The organism is Pseudomonas huaxiensis (genome assembly GCF_003231275.1).
Taxonomy (GTDB): Bacteria; Pseudomonadota; Gammaproteobacteria; order Pseudomonadales; family Pseudomonadaceae; genus Aquipseudomonas; species Aquipseudomonas huaxiensis.
Genome location: NZ_QKVL01000002.1, coordinates 177,765 through 194,469, shown reverse-complemented (window position 1 = coordinate 194,469; position 16,705 = coordinate 177,765). Strand labels below are relative to the sequence as shown.

The following is a 16,705-nucleotide window of genomic DNA, read 5'->3' as shown; positions in this document are numbered from 1 at the left end:
ATAGCCCTTGAGTACTCGCATGATCACCACTCAGGGTCACCACCAGGACGCCGATCTCAATGGCTTGCTCTACGGCTTCGTCTTTCGCCCCGGCCAGCCGGGGCGGGAGATCGATTCGACGCAGGCCCTGGAACTGCTGCTCAATCCTGGCGAGCCGGAAGAATTCCTCTGGCTGCACATGAACCTCGCGCACGCCGCTTGCGAGCGCTGGATGAAAGGCAGCCTCGACCTGCCGGAAACCTTCTTCGAAACCCTGCGCGAAGGCTCGCGCTCGACCCGCATCGAACACACCGACACCGCTTTGCTGGCGGTGGTCAACGACGTGGTGTTCAACTTCGGCCTGGTGTCGTCGGACGTGTCCACGCTCTGGGCTTGCGCCCGCAGTCGGCTGCTGGTCAGTGCACGTTTGCAGCCGCTGCACTCGGTGGACCGTTTGCGTTCCTCGGTGAAACGCGGCGAACGCTTTGCCTCCACCGTCGAATTGCTGATTCACCTGCTGGGTGACCAGGGTGATCTGCTGACGCAGATCGTCCGCGAAACCACGTTGAACGTGGACCGTATCGAAGACCAGTTGCTGTCCCAGCGGCTGAGTGACAACCGTGCCGAACTCAGTGCCATGCGCCGCGTGCTGGTACGCCTGCAACGTCTGCTGGCGCTGGAACCGGGCTCGCTGCTGCGCCTGCTCAACCGCCCGCCGGACTGGCTGCGCGAGCAGGACATGCGCCAGTTGCGCTCGGCCACTGAAGAGTTTGCGGTGATCATCAATGACCTCACCGCGCTGGTGGAGCGGATCAAGCTGTTGCAGGAAGAGATCGCCGCCAAGCTCACTGAAGAGAACAACCGCACGCTGTTCACCCTGACAGTGGTGACGGTGCTGGCGTTGCCGATCAACATCATTGCCGGCTTCTTCGGCATGAACGTTGGTGGGGTGCCGTTGGCGGATGATCCGCACGGGTTCTGGGTGCTGGTGGCGCTGGTGGCGACCTTTACCGTGCTGGCAGGGCGGTGGGCGTTTCGCAAGCGTGGGGATTATTGATTTCGCGGAGCCTCATCGCTGCGGTTAGGTGCCCCGACAAGCCAGCTCTCACAGGGTGGTGAGCTGAACTCGATTGCAGTGCCTGGCGCGGAGCCCTGTGGGAGCCGGTCTTGCCGGCGATGAGGCCGGCAGGAACAACGCTGTTGCGGGGCTGGGCGCTGTCGTTGCATGGGTATCGCTGGCAAGCCAGCTCCCACAGGGTGCGCGATGTCAGCGGACCTGTGGGAGTTGGCTTGTCGGGCGCCGAACCGCAGTGATGCGGCATTGGATCAGAACAGCTTGCTCAACACCCAGTACAAACTCCCCGACAACAGAATCGCCGCCGGCAAGGTCAGCACCCAGGCCATCAGCAGGTTGCGCACCGTTCCCCACTGCAACCCCGAGCCGTTGGCGGTCATGGTCCCGGCCACGCCCGAAGACAGCACCTGAGTCGTTGACACCGGCAAACCATACAAGTCAGCCGCGCCGATGGTCAGCATCGCCACGGTTTCCGCCGAAGCACCCTGGGCGTAGGTAAGGTGGGTCTTGCCGATGCGTTCGCCGACGGTCACCACGATGCGCCTCCAGCCAACCATGGTGCCCAACCCCAGGGCGATAGCCACGGCGACCTTGACCCACAGCGGAATAAAGCGGGTCGCATCGTCGATCTGTTTCTTGAAGGCTTGCAGCTTGGCGCTGGTGTCGGCGTCGAAGCCGCCGACCTTGTCCTTGTCCATCAGGCGAATGGCTTCGGAGGCCAGGTACATGTCGTTGCGCACGTTGGCCATGGCTTCGGCCGGCACCCGCGACAGCGAACCGTAGCCTTTCACCTGGGCGCCGATCTGACCCGACAGGACGGCCAGCGCCGGCACCAGTTCAGGCGTGACCTGCTTGGTGCGCACGTAGGTTTCCAGCACCGGACGTGGATCGGCCGGGGCCGGCAGCGGGACGCTGCGTTGCAGGGCTTGCTGAGTCACTTCGGCCACTGCGGCGAACTGGATGGCCTGGCTTTCCGGCATGGTGCGGTTGAGCGCGTAGGCCATGGGCAGGGTGCCGATCAGGATCAACATGATCAGGCCCATGCCTTTTTGGCCGTCGTTGGAGCCGTGGGCGAAGGACACGCCGGTGCAGGTGAGGATCAACATGCCGCGAATCCACCACGGCGGTGGCGCGTCACCTTCGGGGGCCTTGTACAGCGCGCGGTTTTTCACGAACAGGCGCAGGGCCAGGAGCAGCAGCGCTGCGCAGACGAAACCGACCAGCGGCGACAGCAACAGCGAATAACCCACCTTGGTCGCCTGCGCCCAGTCCACGCCGCTGGTGCCGTCACGGCCGTGCATCAGCGCGTTGGCGACGCCGACGCCGATGATCGAACCGATCAGGGTGTGCGACGACGAAGCCGGCAGCCCCAGCCACCAGGTGCCTAGGTTCCAGATGATCGCGGCGATCAGCAGGGCGAAGATCATCGCGAAGCCGGCCGACGAGCCGACCTGCAGGATCAGTTCCACCGGCAGCAGGGCGATGATGCCGAACGCCACCGCGCCGCTGGAGAGCAGCACGCCGAGGAAGTTGAAGCAGCCGGACCAGACCACCGCGAAATGCGCCGGCAGGGAGTTGGTGTAAATCACCGTGGCGACGGCGTTGGCGGTGTCGTGGAAGCCGTTGACGAACTCGAAACCGAGGGCGATCAGCAGGGCGATGCCCAGTAGCAGGAAGGGCGTCCAGGTGGTGACCACGGCATTCATGTCGCCGACGTCACGCACCAGGCTCCAGGCCGAGAACAGGATGCCGGCGGCAATGATGATGAAGAAACTCGCCGAGGCGAGCCGGCCAGGCTTGTGCACGAGCTGCGGGCGAGGGCCCGCGGCGCGTGGGGAAGGCGTTGCGGTGAGCGTGCTGGTGTCCATGTTCCGGTACCGGTGAGTGGAGGGCACCGGTGATTATCGGAAGCGGATGTTACAGGATGTGTCTACATCGAAATCAGTAGACCTCCGGCACGATCAGCGCCTGCGGCGTCGGCGTGCGGCTGTAGTCGGCCTGGCGAACCCGTTGCGGCAGCGACACGGTCGGCGTCTGCACCTCTTCATACGGCACCTGGTCGAGCAGGTGCTGGATGCAGTTCAGGCGGGCCTTTTTCTTGTCGTCCGCCTGCACCACCCACCAGCGCGCTTCATCGATATGGGTGCGCTCGAGCATGATTTCCTTGGCCTTGGTGTAGGCCTCCCAGCGTCGGCGGGATTCCAGGTCCATCGGGCTGAGTTTCCATTGCTTGAGCGGGTCGTGGATACGGCTGAGGAAGCGCAGGTTCTGTTCCTGGTCGGAGATCGAGAACCAGTACTTGATCACCTGGATCCCGGAACGTACCAGCATGCGTTCGAACTCCGGCACGCTGCGGAAAAACTCTTCGTATTGGTCGTCGCTGCAAAAGCCCATGACCCGCTCGACGCCGGCGCGGTTGTACCAACTGCGGTCGAACAGCACCACCTCACCGGCTGCCGGCAGGTGCGGCACGTAGCGCTGGAAGTACCACTGGGTCTGTTCGCGGTCGTTCGGCGCGGGCAGGGCGGCGACCCGGCAGACCCGCGGATTGAGGCGCTGGGTGATGCGCTTGATCACCCCGCCTTTGCCGGCGGCGTCACGGCCTTCGAAGAGGATCACGATCTTGTGGCCGGTCTTGACCACCCAGCTCTGCAGCTTGACCAACTCGCCCTGGAGCCGGAACAGCTCGCGGAAATAGCGGCGGCGTGCGGCTTTTTCCGGGCTGTCCGGAAGGTTTTCGTCGAACAGTTCGTCGAGGTTCTCGGCGTCTTCGGCCAGCTCCAGTTCGAGCTCTTCGTCGCTGTGGTCGATCAGCTCGTGGTAGATGCGCTGGATCAGGGAGTCATCGGTCAGGATCATCATCGGTCTCGCTCACGGTAATAGCGCCGATGTTAGGCAGGCTCCGTGGCAGGCAAGTGACAATCCGGGCGCTTACTTCAGCGGTACGAAAATATCCGTCTGCCACTGCTCCAGCGGCGTTTGCGGGAACACGCTCAGGTACTGGAAAAACAGCGGCTGATCGCGCAACTCTTCGCCGCTGGCGGGCAGCCAGTCGCGGTAGATCGGGTAGATGGTTTCGCCGATATGGTCGGGCGACCCGGAATGACGCACCACCGCGTAGCGCCCGCCGGGAATGACCCGTTCGCCGACGGCGAAGTCGTTGGGCCTTACCGCCTCGTCGATCTCGCCGCAAACGGCGAAATGGAAGTGCTCTGGCGGGGTGGTATCGGGGTTGTTGAACGGCATGCCGAAGCTGCGGCTCGACGCCACCGGCGACTGGCCGCTGTGGATGCGCCAGTCGATAAAGCGGCGCACCGTCTCCGGGACCAGCCCCGGAGGTCCGATATGCTCCAGCGCGGCAACGCGGACTTCGGCGAAATCGACAATTCTGACCTGCATGGTGATGCTCCTGGAAAAGTGAGGGATGGCAAACACCGCGTTCCAGACCTGCCAGTTCGGCGCCTTGCGAAAGGCGCTGGGGCTCATGCCGAAGTCCCGGCGAAACGCCCGGCTGAACGCCTCGGGACTTTCGAACCCGGCGCCCAGCGCGGCGTCCAGCACCGAATGCCCGGCGCTTTGCACCAGCCGATGCGCGGCCCGGCGCAGGCGCATCAGTTGCACATAACGGGCAACCGGCACGCCGACAAAGGCCGAAAACTGGCGGTGAAAATGGAACTCCGAGAAATTCGCCAGATGGCTCAGGGTCTTGACCGACAGATCGCCTTCGAGGTTGTCGGCAATGTGGGTCAGGACGGTGGCGAAGCGTTTGGCGTAACTGGAGTCGCTGGACATCTCGGGTACCGTGGGCTGGTTTTGCGGTAGGCACAGGATCGGTGATTGACGACTGGGCGCGCCTAGCCGGATTTGCTCGATGGTGGGGGAGATCGGGATTGGGCTCAAGGGTGCGATTGGCGTGCGCAAAACGGCCCTGTCAAAACCCGATCAATTGGCTCTTTATCAACCTTTATCCTGCCCCTATTCTGCTGCCCATTTGTCCGGAACCCTTCTTCATGGATTCACTGCTCCTCACCATCATCCTCGGCGCTGCCCTGGCCGGGTTCGTTCAGGGCCTGTCGGGCTCGAACTTCGGCCTGGTGGCCATGGCGGTCTGGGCCTGGGCGCTGGATCCGACCCTGACCGGGCCGCTGGTGGTCTGCGGCTCGCTGGTGGGTCAGGTGCTGGCTGCGGGGACGCTACGCCGTGGGCTGAAGCGCGAGCATCTGGTGCCGATGCTGATTGGCGGGCTGGCCGGGGTGCCGCTGGGGGTGGTGTTGCTGCATGCCATCGACCCGCTGGTGTTCCGCCTGCTGGTGGGAATCGTGTTGGCGCTGTGGTGCCCGTTGATGCTGTTTTCCACCAACTTGCCGACACTGCGCCTCGGCGGACGCAAGGCCGACGCCGCCGTAGGCGTGCTGGGCGGGGTGATGGGCGGCATCGGCGGCCTGACCGGGCCGGCGCCGGCGCTGTGGGCGGTGCTCAAGGGCTGGGACCGCGATACCCAGCGCTCGGTGATCCAGGGTTTCAACCTGGGGATGCAGTTGCTGACGATGATCACCTATCTGGTTTCCGGCACCGTTACCGCTGAAGCCCTCGGCCTGTTCCCGTTGGTGGCGCTGGCGGTGCTGCTGCCCACCTTCGCCGGTATCCGCGCCTATCGGCATTTCAGTGATATCGCCTTTCGCAAGATCGTCCTGGGCTTGCTGGCGCTGGCGGGTGTGTTGCTGATTGTCCAGTCGCTGCCGCATGTGGTTTAACGCCCGTCCACCGGCACATTCAGCCCGACCTTCACATTGCTCATCGACACCAGGGTCTTGAAGCGTTTGACGTTGTTGCTTTCGAAGAACAGCGTCCGCGTCAGCTCGGTGTACTGCTCCATGTTGCGCACCGCCATGATCAGCACGAAATCGCACTCGCCGGCCACGTAGTAGCACTGCTGCACTTGCGGGCAGGCGAGGAAGGTGCGTTTCATCGCGTCGAGCAGGTCGAGGCGTTCGTTTTCGACTTCCACTTCGGCGATCACCGTCAGGCCGTAGCCCACGGAAACCGGGTCCACCAGGGCGACGGTCTTGCGCACCACTCCCTCGGCATTGAGTTTTTTCAGGCGGCGGTTGACGGCAGCGGGGGACAGGTTGACCCGTGCGCCGAGGTCTTGTTGCGAGGTGGTGGCGTCCTGCTGGACGGCGTCCAGCAGGGCCAGGTCAAAGGGGTCCAGGCTCATGTAACGGGTTCCTGAGGTCAAACCCCCCGAAGGCGGGCGAATGCGGAATAAAAATTCATTTATAGGCCGAAAATCAAGAAATAACTGCGTTAGGTTGAAATAGGATTTACAGATCAACCGAGCACGCAGAGACCTTTCTATGAACCTTCAGCTCAATGGCGCGCTGCTCCTGGAGCAGATCCGCATCCTCGGTGAACTGGGCGCTGATCCGCGCCACGGTGGACGCACCCGTATCGCCCTGACCGACGCCGAGAAGGCCGGTCGCGACCAGGTGGTGGCCTGGATGAACGAGCTGGGCCTGACCGTGCGCATCGACCGCATCGGCAATATCTTCGGCACCTTGCCTTCGTCGTCCGGCGAACAACGAGCGCCGCTGATGATGGGCTCGCATATCGACACCGTGACCAACGCCGGCGCCCTTGATGGCTGCTATGGCGTGCTCGCCGGGCTGGCGGTGGTCCGTGCCTGGCGTGACGCGGGTGTGCTGCCGTCGCGGCCGATCACCGTCGCGGCGTTCACCAACGAGGAGGGCGTGCGCTACCAGCCAGACATGATGGGCTCGCTGGTGTACGCCGGCGGCCTGGCGGTGGACGCGGCGCTGGACACCCTCGGCACCGACGGCACCCGTCTTGGCGACGAGCTGGCGCGCATCGGTTATGCCGGTGATCTGGAACCCGGCGCCATCGTGCCCCATGAATACCTTGAACTGCATATTGAACAGGGCCCGGTCCTCGAAGCCGAGGGCCTGCAGATTGGCGTGGTGGAAAACCTGCAGGGCATTTCCTGGCAGCAGGTGACGGTGAGCGGCAGCGCCAACCATGCCGGCACCACGCCGACCCGCCTGCGCCACGACGCCGGTTTCGTTGCCTGCGCCGCAGTAGCCGAAGCCCGCGCCATCGCCCGGGATTCTGCCGGCACTACGCTGGCGACCACTGGCTGCATTGCCTTCGAGCCCAACGTGATCAACGTGATTCCGCGCCGGGCCACTTTCACCGTCGATCTACGCGACCCCGACGAATCGCGCCTGTGTCAGGCCGAACAGCGCTTTGCCGAGGTGCTTGATCGACTGGCGCAGGACGAGGGCGTGAGCGTCAGCCGTGAGCAACTGGTGCGCTTCGAGCCGGTGGTGTTTGACGCCGGGCTGGCCGATGCCATCGAGGCCAGCGCCCGACGCCTTGACCTGAGCCACCGGCGCATGACCTCCGGCGCCGGCCATGACGCGCAGATGATCGCCCGTATCGCCCCGGCCGCGATGATCTTCGTGCCCAGCCGTGGCGGCATCAGCCACAACCCGCGGGAACACACCGATGACGCGGCGCTGATCGAAGGCGCCGAGGTGCTGCTGGATGTGGTGGTGCGGCGGCTGTCCTGAGCTGTTTCGAAACCCTCCTGCAAAAACAGATGACGACAATTGCAATGTGGAGATGTGCCTCATGCTGTTAGCCAACCCTAATGCCACTCGCCAGCCATACCCCGAGGCGCTGAAAAACATCATGAACATCGCCAACGCTCAGGAAAGCCGCGAATGGCTGAGTCACTGGACCGGACTCAACCGGGGCGCCACGCCGCTGTACGCGCTGCCGGACCTGGCCGCCGAACTGGGCGTGGGTCAGTTGCGGGTCAAGGACGAATCACGCCGCTCGGCGCTGGGCAGTTTCAAGGCCCTCGGCGCGCCGATCGCCCTGGTGCGTCTGATCCTGCGGCGTTTTCCCGAGCAGCGCTTCGACGTGCCGGCGCTGCTAGCCGGTGAATACCGCCATGCCCTGGCCGACTTCACCGTGATCAGTGCCACCGACGGCAACCATGGCCGCGCGTTGGCGGCGGCGGCGCAGAGCGTCGGCTGCCGCTGCGTGATCGTGCTGCACGCCAATGTCAGCGTCGAACGGGAACAGGCCATCGCCGCTTACGGCGCGAAGATCGTGCGGATCAGCGGCAACTACGACGAGTCGGTGGAAGAGGCGGCCGCGCAGGCGTATCGCAACGGCTGGCGGGTGGTTTCGGATACGTCTTATGAAGGCTACGAAGACATCCCCCGCGACGTGATGCAGGGCTACGGCACCATCGCCGCCGAAATCATCGAAGCCCATGCCGAAGGCTTCACCCATGTGTTCCTGCAGGGCGGCGTCGGTGGCCTGGCAGCGGGTATCGCCAGCTACCTGTGGGAGTTGCAGGGCGAGCAGCGCCCGACCTTTGTCGTGGTCGAGCCGGAGCAGGCCGACTGCCTGTACCAAAGCGCCCTGGCCGGGCGTGCGGCGAAGGCCAGCGGTTCGGTGGACTCGGTGATGGCGGGTCTTGCCTGCGGGGAAACCTCGCCGCTGGCGTGGAAATTCCTGCAGCCGGGCGTGGATTTCTTCATGACCATCGAAGACAGCGACGCGGTACGGGCCATGGGCCGCCTCGCCGCTGGCAGCGCCCGTGACATTCCGCTGGAGGCCGGCGAGTCGGCGGTGGCCGGGCTGGCCGCGTTGCAGCGTCTGGCCGAGGCGCCGAGCCTGGCTGCCGAAATTGGCTTGAACGCCAATTCGCGGGTGCTGCTGATCAGCACCGAAGGCGCCACCGCGCCGGGCGTCTATGCCGAGCTGGTAGGCGAGTCGGCGGAGTCGGTACGTACCCGGCAGCAGCGCTGGACTCCCGGCGCCTGAGATTTTTCCCTCCGGGCTGGGTGCATCACCGGGCGGCGAATACCTCGCCGGCGATGGGCCCATTGCAGCCGATACGGGTGCCTGTACCGACCTCATCGCTGGCAAGGCCAGCTCCCACAAATTTTGAGCCGACCGCAACTTCAAGGTTTGGCTCAGAACTTGTGGGAGCCGGCTTGCCGGCGATGGGCCCATTGCAGCCGATACGGGTGCCTGTACCGACCTCATCGCTGGCAAGGCCAACTCCCACAAATTTTGAGCCGACCGCAACTTCAAGGTTTGGCTCAGAACTTGTGGGAGCCGGCTTGCCGGCGATGAGGTCCATCGCTGGCAAGCCACACCGGTTCGGAGATGGCTGGCTCTGACCTTCACTCAGTCCGGGCCAGCTTGCCCCATGCCGACAACACCGTCGCCAGGATGATCAGCGACGCCCCCGCGACCATCCGCAGCGACGGCTGATCGCCGAACAGCCACCAGGCGCAGGCGATGGCGTAGACCGGCTCGAGGGCGATGATCATTCCCGCGCTGCGTGCTTCCAGCCCTTCCAGGCTTTTGACGAACAGGTACTGCGACAACCCGGTGCAGAACACGCCGAGCATCGCCAGGTACAGCCAGTCGCTGTGGCTCAGGCCGCGGACCATCATGTTGTCGAGGGCAAACGGGGCGACCAGCAGGGCGACGGTCATGTTTTGCCAGAAGGCCACTTGCACCGCGTTCATGCCTTGCAGGCCACGGCGGTTGGTGATCGCCAGCAACGCAAAGGACAACCCTGAAGCCAGGCCCCAAAGCAAGCCGATGGTGCCCTGATCGAACAGGTCGAAAGACGGCACCACCAGCACCAGACCGGCACTCACCAGCAGCAACAGCAAGCCTTCGCTGGCGCCGATACGTTCGCGGAAAACCGCCAGGTCGAGCAGGGCGATGAAGGCCGGGAAGCTGGCGAAGCCGAGGGTCGCGACGGCCACGCCGCCGACCTTGATGGCGATGAAGAAGGTCACCCAGTGAGCCATCAGCATGACCCCGCTGAGGGCGATCATCGCCAGCTTGCGCCAGTTCAGTTGATGGAAGACGCCACGGCGCTGGAATTGCGCCACGGCGCCCAGTGCGAGCACGGCGAATGCCGCGCGACCGAAGGTGATGACCGAGGCGCTGGCGTCGATCAGGTGGCCGAGGATGCCGGTCAGGCCGAACAACACGGCGGCCAGGTGGGCGATGATCAGCGCATTGCGATGCCCCAGGGTTGCACCCTGGGTTGAAACGTTGGAAGCGAGCATGGGCAGTAGAAAGTCTGTGCAAGTGTGCGCACGCGAGCACTCTCCGGTGGTCGTGCGGACTGGTTTTTGGGTATAGGAATATGTGTGGTCTTCCGGGACCGGAAGCCGTCAGCGCCGCAGCGTTGTAGTGGCCTGCATGGGCCGTGCTGCTTGTTCGCCGTACTGCGAGATGAAACAGAAACCGAAAAGGGGTCGGCCACCGCCTGCGTGGGGCGGTGGCCGGGGTGTGGTGCCGAACTCCGTCAGAACAGCACCGCGTTTTCAGCTCACGAAGCGTCGATCCAGATGGTCTTCAGTTCCGTGTACTGATCATGCGCCCAGATGGACTTGTCGCGACCGCCAAATCCGGACTCTTTGTAGCCTCCGAACGGCGTCGAGGCATCGCCTTCGCCGAAGCAGTTGACGGTGACCACGCCGGCGCGGATTTCCCGCGACAGGCGCAGGGCGTTGCGCAGGTTGCCGGTGTAGGCCGAGGCGGCCAGGCCGTAGATGGTGTCGTTGGCCAGTTCGATGGCTTCATCGATAGTGGCGAAGCTGGTCACGCTCAGCACCGGGCCGAAGATTTCTTCGACGAACAGGCGGCTGTCGCGGCTGACGCCGTCGACGATGGTCGGCTGCACGAACACGCCGTCCTGGGTTTCGCCACCCTGGACCACGTTGAGTTGCTGTTCGGCGGCGTATTCCAGGTACGAGCGGACTTTCTCGAAGTGCGCCTTGCTGACCATGGCGCCGAGGCGGTTTTCCGGGTCGAGCGGGTCGCCCAGTTTCCAGTCCTTGATGTGCTTGCCGATCAGGCCCAGCAGTTCGTCCTTGACGTCCTGGTGGACGATCAGGCGCGAGGAGGCCGAGCAGTTCTCGCCCATGTTCCAGAAGGCGCCGGCAGTGACGAACTGGGCCACGGCGTCGAGGTCTTCGCAGTCGTTCATGACCACGGCCGGGTTCTTGCCGCCCAGTTCCAGCACCACGCGCTTGAGGTTGGACTCGGAGGCGTATTTGAGGAACAGGCGACCGGTGTCGGTGGAGCCGGTGAAGCTGACCATGGACACGTCCATGTGCCGGCCGATGGCTTCACCCGCTTCGCGGCCACCGCCGGGCACGATGTTGAAAACACCGGCCGGGATGCCGGCGGCGTGGGCCAGTTCGGCGACGCGCAGGGCGGTGAGGGTGGTTTCCTTGGCCGGCTTGACCACGATGGAACAACCGGCGGCCAGCGACGGGCCGATCTTCCAGGCCAGCATCAGCAGCGGGAAGTTCCACGGCAGAACCAGGCCGACCACGCCGATGGCTTCGCGCACCACCATGGTCACGGCGGCGGAACCGGTCGGCGCGGTAGCGTCGTAGATTTTGTCGATCAGCTCGGCGTGCCAGCGCAGGGTGTGGATGGTTTCCGGCACGTCGACGTTCTGGCATTCGCTGACCGGCTTGCCGCTGTCCAGGCTTTCCAGCACGGCCAGTTCATGGGCGTTGTCTTCCAGCAACTGGGCGAACTTGAGCAGCACCTTTTTACGGGCGCCCGGGCTCAGTGCGCTCCAGCGACCGTCTTCGAAGGCGGCCTTGGCCGCGGCAACGGCGACGTTGACGTCCTGCACGTCACAGGCGGCGACTTCGGCCAGTGGTTTGCCGGTGGCCGGGTTGGTGGTGATGAAGGTGCGTCCGCCAATGGCGTCGCGGAACTCACCGTCGATAAAGGCCTGGTTGCGCGGCGTCAGGCCGGCGGCGATCGCGACGTACTGTTCCTTGCTCAGGAGGTCGGTCATTTCACTTGCCCTCGACGATAGCGGCGATGTTGCGTTTCAAGGTGGTGACCACATCGGCCAGCGCGGCCTGTTCGGCAGCATCCAGGCCTTGCAGCGGAGCGCGAACGCCGCCGGTGCGCAGGCCGTTCAGGCTGACGCCGTGCTTGATCGACTGGACGAATTTGCCGCCTTCGAGGAAGTCCATCAGTGGCATCATTTCCGCCATGATGCGGCGGCCTTTGGCGAAGTCCTTCTCGATCACGCAGGCCTCGAAGAGGGCGACGTGTTCACGCGGGATGAAGTTGGAACCGGCGCAGACCCAGCTTTGCGCGCCCCAGGCGAAGAACTCCAGGGCCTGGTCATCCCAGCCGCAGGACAGCGAGATGTGCGGGTATTTAGTGGCCAGGCGGTGCAGTTGGTTCATGCCGCCGGAGCTTTCCTTGATGGCGACGATGTTCTTGACGTCGGCCACCGCGTCGAAGAACTCAGGGCCCATGCTTACGCTCATGCGGCCTGGGTAGTTGTAGAGCATGATCGGCAGGTCGGCGGCGGCGTCCACGGCTTTGACGTGCACGGCGATTTCCTGCTGGGTTGGCAGGGCGTACGGCGGGGTGCCCACCAGCAGCGCGTCGGCCTTGATCTCTTTGGCGTGTTTGGCGTAAGCCACCGAGTCTTCGGTGCGGATCGCGCCGGTACCGATGATCAGCGGGATGCGGCCGTTGATCACGTCCTTGGCCTGGGCGGCCAGCTCGACGCGCTCCTGGGCGGTGTGGGCATAGTACTCGCCGGTGGAGCCGCCGATGATGATGCCGTGGATCTTCGATTCCACCAGGTAGTCCAGCACCGCAGCGAAGCCGGCCTTGTCGATGCTGCCGTCAGCGTTCAGCGGGGTGACTGCGGGGGTGTAGATGCCTTCGAATTTCATGTGTTTTCTCCAGTGGGACGCAAGGAAGGTTCGGGCCGCGCTCAGTTCAGCGAGGCGGCTTGTTGCAGAGTCAGGGAACGGGTTTCCGGGGCCAGGGCCCAGGCGAACAGCAGGCCGATCAGGGTGACGATGGCGGCGGCGTACATGGTCTGGGCGATGCCCAGGGTCTGCAGCGACATCGGTACCAGCCAGGTGCCGACGGCGGCGCCGACGCGCGACAACGAGGTGCCGATGCCGACCGCCTTGGCGCGGATCTCGGTGGGGAACAGCTCGTTGGGGTAGACCAGTTGCAGCACCTGGGCACCGCCGATAAACAGGGCGTAGGCACCGAACAGCACCAGCACCGCCATCGGCGAGCTGTCGTGGGAGGCGCCGAGGCCGAGCAGGGCCAGGCCCGACCAGAGGAAGCTGTGGATCAACATGCTGCGCCGGCCCATGCTGTTGATCAGACGGGTGGCGATGATGCAGCCGACCACGAACAGCAGGGTGATCGCCACCGAGCCGAAGGACGCCCAGTCACCCTTGAGGTTCAGCGCTTCGAGCACCTTCGGCGCGAAGGAATAGACGGCGAACACCGGGATCACCGAGCAGGACCAGAACATGGCAACGAACAACATGCGCTTGCCGTAGCCGGAACTGAGCAGGCTCAGCAGCGAGGTCTTTTTCTCCTGGGGCTGTTCCGGCAGGTTCTTCAGCGAGAAACCGTTGCCGTACACCTGCTTGATGATGGCCTCGGCTTCTTGCGGGCGGTGCTTGCTCAGCAGCCAGCGCGGCGACTCGGGGGTACCCATGCGCACGGCGAACAGGATCGCGCCGATGATCACCGGACTTGCCAGCACCAGGCGCCAGCCGTTCTCGCCACCGGCGGCGAGGATGAAGTGACCGAGGATGTAGGCGAACGCGGCACCGGCAAACCAGAGGATGGTCAGGGTAGCCAGGCGCGGGCCGCGGTATTTCTTCGGCAGGAATTCCACCAGCAGCGCGGTGGCTACCGGGTATTCGATGCCGACCGCGACGCCGATCACGAAGCGCAGGGCGAACAGCTCCGGGCCGGACTCGACCCAGAACTGCACCAGCGAGCCGAGCATGAACAGGATCGGGCCGACGAAGAAAATCCGTTTACGCCCGAAATGGTCGGTCAGCCAGCCGCCGAAGAAGCCGCCGAAGAAAATGCCGATCAGCGCCGAGGCGGCGATCATGCCTTGCCAGAACGCGGTGAGGCTCAGGCCTGCGGACATCTGCACCATGGCCACGCCAATGATGCTGAGCACATAACCGTCGACGAACGAACCGCCGCCGGAACGCACGGTGAGTAACTGGTGAAAGCGATTGAGTGGAACGTCTTCAACTGAACAAGTAGGCGTTGTCATTATTATTTCCTGCATTATCGAGCGTCGGGTTTCTTGAGGCCGAGTGGGTCCGCGGCGCTGAAAAAAGACTTCAGTCCCGGAACTTGCAAACGGCCATCGCGACGTTGTTTACGGGTGCACTAACCCGCATCGCCACACTTCGACAGTGCGGCAATTGTTATTAAGAACTGCGTTGAAACTTCGGGTGAATCAGCTTTCTTTGCCGGCTCGCATTTGTCCCCACTTCAAATTGGCATTCACGCCCAGCGACAGGAACGGCTGGGGCGGGTTGACGTTGGGGCCCGGCGAGCGCAGCAGGAAGTCGATCAGGTCGCTCCTTTCTCCGCTCAGCCAGTCCGCCAGCAATTTGCCGGTGGCGGTGCCACGGGTGACGCCCAGGCCGTTGCAGCACAGCGCGCCATAGACGTTCGGTGCCAGTTGGCCGAAGAAACTTTCGTGGTTGCGCGACATCGCCAGCGCGCCACCCCAGGTGTACTCGATGCCGACATCCGGAAGCATCGGGAAGCGGCGGTCGAATGAGGCCTTGTGGCGGCTGATGAAGCGCTCGAGGTACTTGCTGTCGGCGCGACCACTGGGGTTGAAGCTGAAACTGTTGCGAATCAGCAACCGGTTGTCCGGGGTGCGGCGCACTGTGGTGCCGAACGGATCGGCGGGGATCACGCCCCAGTATGGCTTGCCGCCCAGGCGCGCCTGTTCCGCGGCCGTCATCGGGCGGGTCAGGCTGGCGTAGGTGAAGACTGGCAGCATGGTGCCCTTGAGGAAGCCGAAGTGGCCGCCGAAGGCATTGTTGGCCAGCAGCAGCTTGTCGGCGGTGATGCTGCCGTTGGCGTGGCGCAATACGGTTTTCGCGCCGTATTCGACATCGGTGATGGGCGTCCACTCATACAGCGTGACATTGGACGGCAGGCTTTCGGCCAGGCCCTTGACCAGCGCCGACGGCTGGATCAAGGCGGTGCCCGGGGTGAACAGGGCCTTGCGGTAGAAGTCGGTGCCAATGTGGTCCGGCAGGTCGGCGCCTTCGATCACTTCGAAGGGCTGGCCAAGCTTTTCCAGGCCGCGGCGGTAGGCGTCGAGGACGGCGATGCCGCGCTCTTCGACAGCGGCCTGGTACTTGCCGCAGAACTTCATCTGGCAGTCGATGCTGTGCTCGGCCACCAGATCCTTGAGGTAGTTCTGGCCGGTGAGGTTCAGGCGCAACGAGATTTTTGCGGTACCGATGTCGCCGATGTAATCCTCGGCACCGATATCGTGGGGCAGATCGATGGCGAAGCCGGCGTTGCGGCCTGCCGTGCCGAAGCCGACTTCCTGCGCTTCGATCAGGACGATCTCTTCGTCAGGAAACTTCAGCGCCAACTGGCGCGCAGCAGCGAGGCCGACATAGCCGGCGCCGAGCACCACCCAGCGCGCGTTGCGGTTGCCGACATGGGCGGGCCGCGGTGTGCGCGAAGGGCTCAGGTGATACCAGCCGCACGATTTATCATCGGCCGGCAACGAGGTTACTTTTGTCATTTCAGGGACCTGGCTGTTCTTGTTTGATCCGGTGTTGCCACCCAGGCCGAAATGACTGGCGAACCTCGCCAACCTTCATGCTCCGGGGTATTTCAAAACGCGAGCGATACCTCCATGCCTTCCGGTGCGGCGTATTCCGCCATGCGCCGGCGTGACAGTTCCATATGCTCGCGAATCAGTTGTCCCGCCGCTTCCTTGTCGTGACGTGCAATGGCTTCGATGATCTGGTCGTGCTGGTCGCAGGCCAGTTCCAGGTCTTTCTGCATGTCGCTGGTAGTGGGGTGGCGGTAGAAAATCTTGCCCAGGCGTGCGTGGTCGATCAGGACCCGGCGCAGGCTCGGCATCAGGTAGTCGTTGTGCGCCATCTTGCCGATTTCGAGGTGGAACTCGTCGTTGTAGATGACCCGGTTTTCCACGTGCTGCGCTTCGATGGCCTGGCGGAACAGGGCCTGGATCCGGCGCAGCTCTTCGATCTCCGCCGCAGTGGCGCGGGTGGCGGCCAACTGGGTGGTGGCGATGTAGACCAGCGGCGCGGCCAGGAAGAAGGCCCGCAACGACTCATGACTCATGGCGGCGACACGCGGGGCGCGGTTGGCCTCCAGCTCGATGTAGCCCTCGGCGGCGATCTGCCGCAGCAACTCGCGAACGGGCGGTCGGGACAGCCCGAACTCTTCACACAGTGCCAGTTCATCTACCACCGCGCCTGGCGCCAGTTCCATGCTCAGGATGCGGCGGCGCAGGGCTTCGGAGAGAAGCGCCTTGCGATCCGGGGAGGCATCGGCGATGGAAGGGGAGACGGCTGCGGGGGCTTTCATGGGAGCCTTTTTTGTACTCATCAGGTTGTGTCTACAATTTGTATAACGAATATAGGGGAGGATTAGACAATGTGTCTACAGATATTTCGATGAGCGGTACTGCCCGCTGATCGAGGTGACTGTGACAGGGTCAGATCCCCGGTTTTGTTGGTGCGCAGGGTCTAA

At 64.0% G+C, this 16,705-nt stretch carries 14 protein-coding genes and 1 pseudogene; 4 read left to right on the top strand and 11 right to left on the bottom strand.

What is annotated here, in order from left to right; genetic code table 11:
• Nucleotides 1–1,036, top strand: a pseudogene (locus DM374_RS04185) (transporter).
• A 269-nt stretch (nt 1,037–1,305) separates the two neighbouring features.
• Here the strand turns inward: DM374_RS04185 and DM374_RS04180 are convergent.
• From DM374_RS04180 to DM374_RS04170, 3 genes are all read right to left on the bottom strand, one after another.
• Complete coding sequence (locus DM374_RS04180; RefSeq protein WP_110968737.1) at nt 1,306–2,922, bottom strand: inorganic phosphate transporter; 1,617 nt, start codon at nt 2,920–2,922, stop codon at nt 1,306–1,308.
• Between the two features lie 73 nt (nt 2,923–2,995).
• Nucleotides 2,996–3,913 carry a polyphosphate kinase 2 gene (ppk2, locus tag DM374_RS04175; RefSeq protein WP_095158875.1) on the bottom strand — a complete coding sequence of 306 codons (918 nt, stop codon included), beginning with the start codon at nt 3,911–3,913 and terminating at the stop codon, nt 2,996–2,998.
• Nucleotides 3,914–3,985: 72 nt separating this feature from the next.
• Nucleotides 3,986–4,846, bottom strand: a complete 861-nt coding sequence (locus tag DM374_RS04170; protein WP_110968736.1) for an AraC family transcriptional regulator — start codon at nt 4,844–4,846, stop codon at nt 3,986–3,988.
• Between the two features lie 218 nt (nt 4,847–5,064).
• On the opposite strand from DM374_RS04170, the gene DM374_RS04165 reads away from it, so the two are divergent.
• Nucleotides 5,065–5,808 carry a sulfite exporter TauE/SafE family protein gene (locus DM374_RS04165; RefSeq protein WP_110968735.1) on the top strand — a complete coding sequence of 248 codons (744 nt, stop codon included), beginning with the start codon at nt 5,065–5,067 and terminating at the stop codon, nt 5,806–5,808.
• Here the strand turns inward: DM374_RS04165 and DM374_RS04160 are convergent.
• Complete coding sequence (locus tag DM374_RS04160) at nt 5,805–6,272, bottom strand: Lrp/AsnC family transcriptional regulator (protein ID WP_110968734.1); 468 nt, start codon at nt 6,270–6,272, stop codon at nt 5,805–5,807. The genes DM374_RS04165 and DM374_RS04160 overlap by 4 nt on opposite strands.
• Nucleotides 6,273–6,411: 139 nt before the next feature.
• Between DM374_RS04160 and DM374_RS04155 the strand changes: the two genes are divergently transcribed.
• Both DM374_RS04155 and DM374_RS04150 read left to right on the top strand, forming a co-directional pair.
• Nucleotides 6,412–7,644, top strand: coding sequence for a Zn-dependent hydrolase (locus DM374_RS04155; protein ID WP_110968733.1), 1,233 nt, complete (start codon nt 6,412–6,414; stop codon nt 7,642–7,644).
• 61 nt (nt 7,645–7,705) lie between these two features.
• Nucleotides 7,706–8,914: a diaminopropionate ammonia-lyase gene (locus DM374_RS04150; RefSeq protein ID WP_110968732.1), complete on the top strand. Its 1,209-nt coding sequence runs from the start codon at nt 7,706–7,708 to the stop codon at nt 8,912–8,914.
• Nucleotides 8,915–8,939: 25 nt separating this feature from the next.
• Here the strand turns inward: DM374_RS04150 and DM374_RS33080 are convergent, their stop codons facing one another.
• The 7 genes from DM374_RS33080 to DM374_RS04120 form a co-directional block, all read right to left on the bottom strand.
• Nucleotides 8,940–9,236 carry a hypothetical protein gene (locus DM374_RS33080; protein WP_157969654.1) on the bottom strand — a complete coding sequence of 99 codons (297 nt, stop codon included), beginning with the start codon at nt 9,234–9,236 and terminating at the stop codon, nt 8,940–8,942.
• A 43-nt stretch (nt 9,237–9,279) separates the two neighbouring features.
• A complete protein-coding gene (locus DM374_RS04145) occupies nt 9,280–10,185 on the bottom strand; it encodes a DMT family transporter (protein ID WP_110968731.1) in 906 nt (301 codons plus the stop codon).
• 266 nt (nt 10,186–10,451) lie between these two features.
• Nucleotides 10,452–11,942, bottom strand: coding sequence for an aldehyde dehydrogenase (locus DM374_RS04140; RefSeq protein ID WP_110968730.1), 1,491 nt, complete (start codon nt 11,940–11,942; stop codon nt 10,452–10,454).
• A gap of 1 nt (nt 11,943) precedes the next feature.
• Complete coding sequence (locus DM374_RS04135) at nt 11,944–12,846, bottom strand: dihydrodipicolinate synthase family protein (RefSeq protein ID WP_110968729.1); 903 nt, start codon at nt 12,844–12,846, stop codon at nt 11,944–11,946.
• Between the two features lie 41 nt (nt 12,847–12,887).
• On the bottom strand, nt 12,888–14,216 hold the full coding sequence (locus DM374_RS04130) for an MFS transporter (protein ID WP_110968728.1): 1,329 nt from the start codon (nt 14,214–14,216) through the stop codon (nt 12,888–12,890).
• Nucleotides 14,217–14,405: 189 nt separating this feature from the next.
• The gene (locus DM374_RS04125; protein ID WP_110968876.1) at nt 14,406–15,725 is read right to left on the bottom strand and encodes an NAD(P)/FAD-dependent oxidoreductase; all 1,320 of its coding nucleotides are present in this window, start codon (nt 15,723–15,725) and stop codon (nt 14,406–14,408) included.
• 92 nt (nt 15,726–15,817) lie between these two features.
• Nucleotides 15,818–16,540 carry a GntR family transcriptional regulator gene (locus tag DM374_RS04120; protein WP_110968727.1) on the bottom strand — a complete coding sequence of 241 codons (723 nt, stop codon included), beginning with the start codon at nt 16,538–16,540 and terminating at the stop codon, nt 15,818–15,820.
• Nucleotides 16,541–16,705 lie beyond the last annotated feature (165 nt).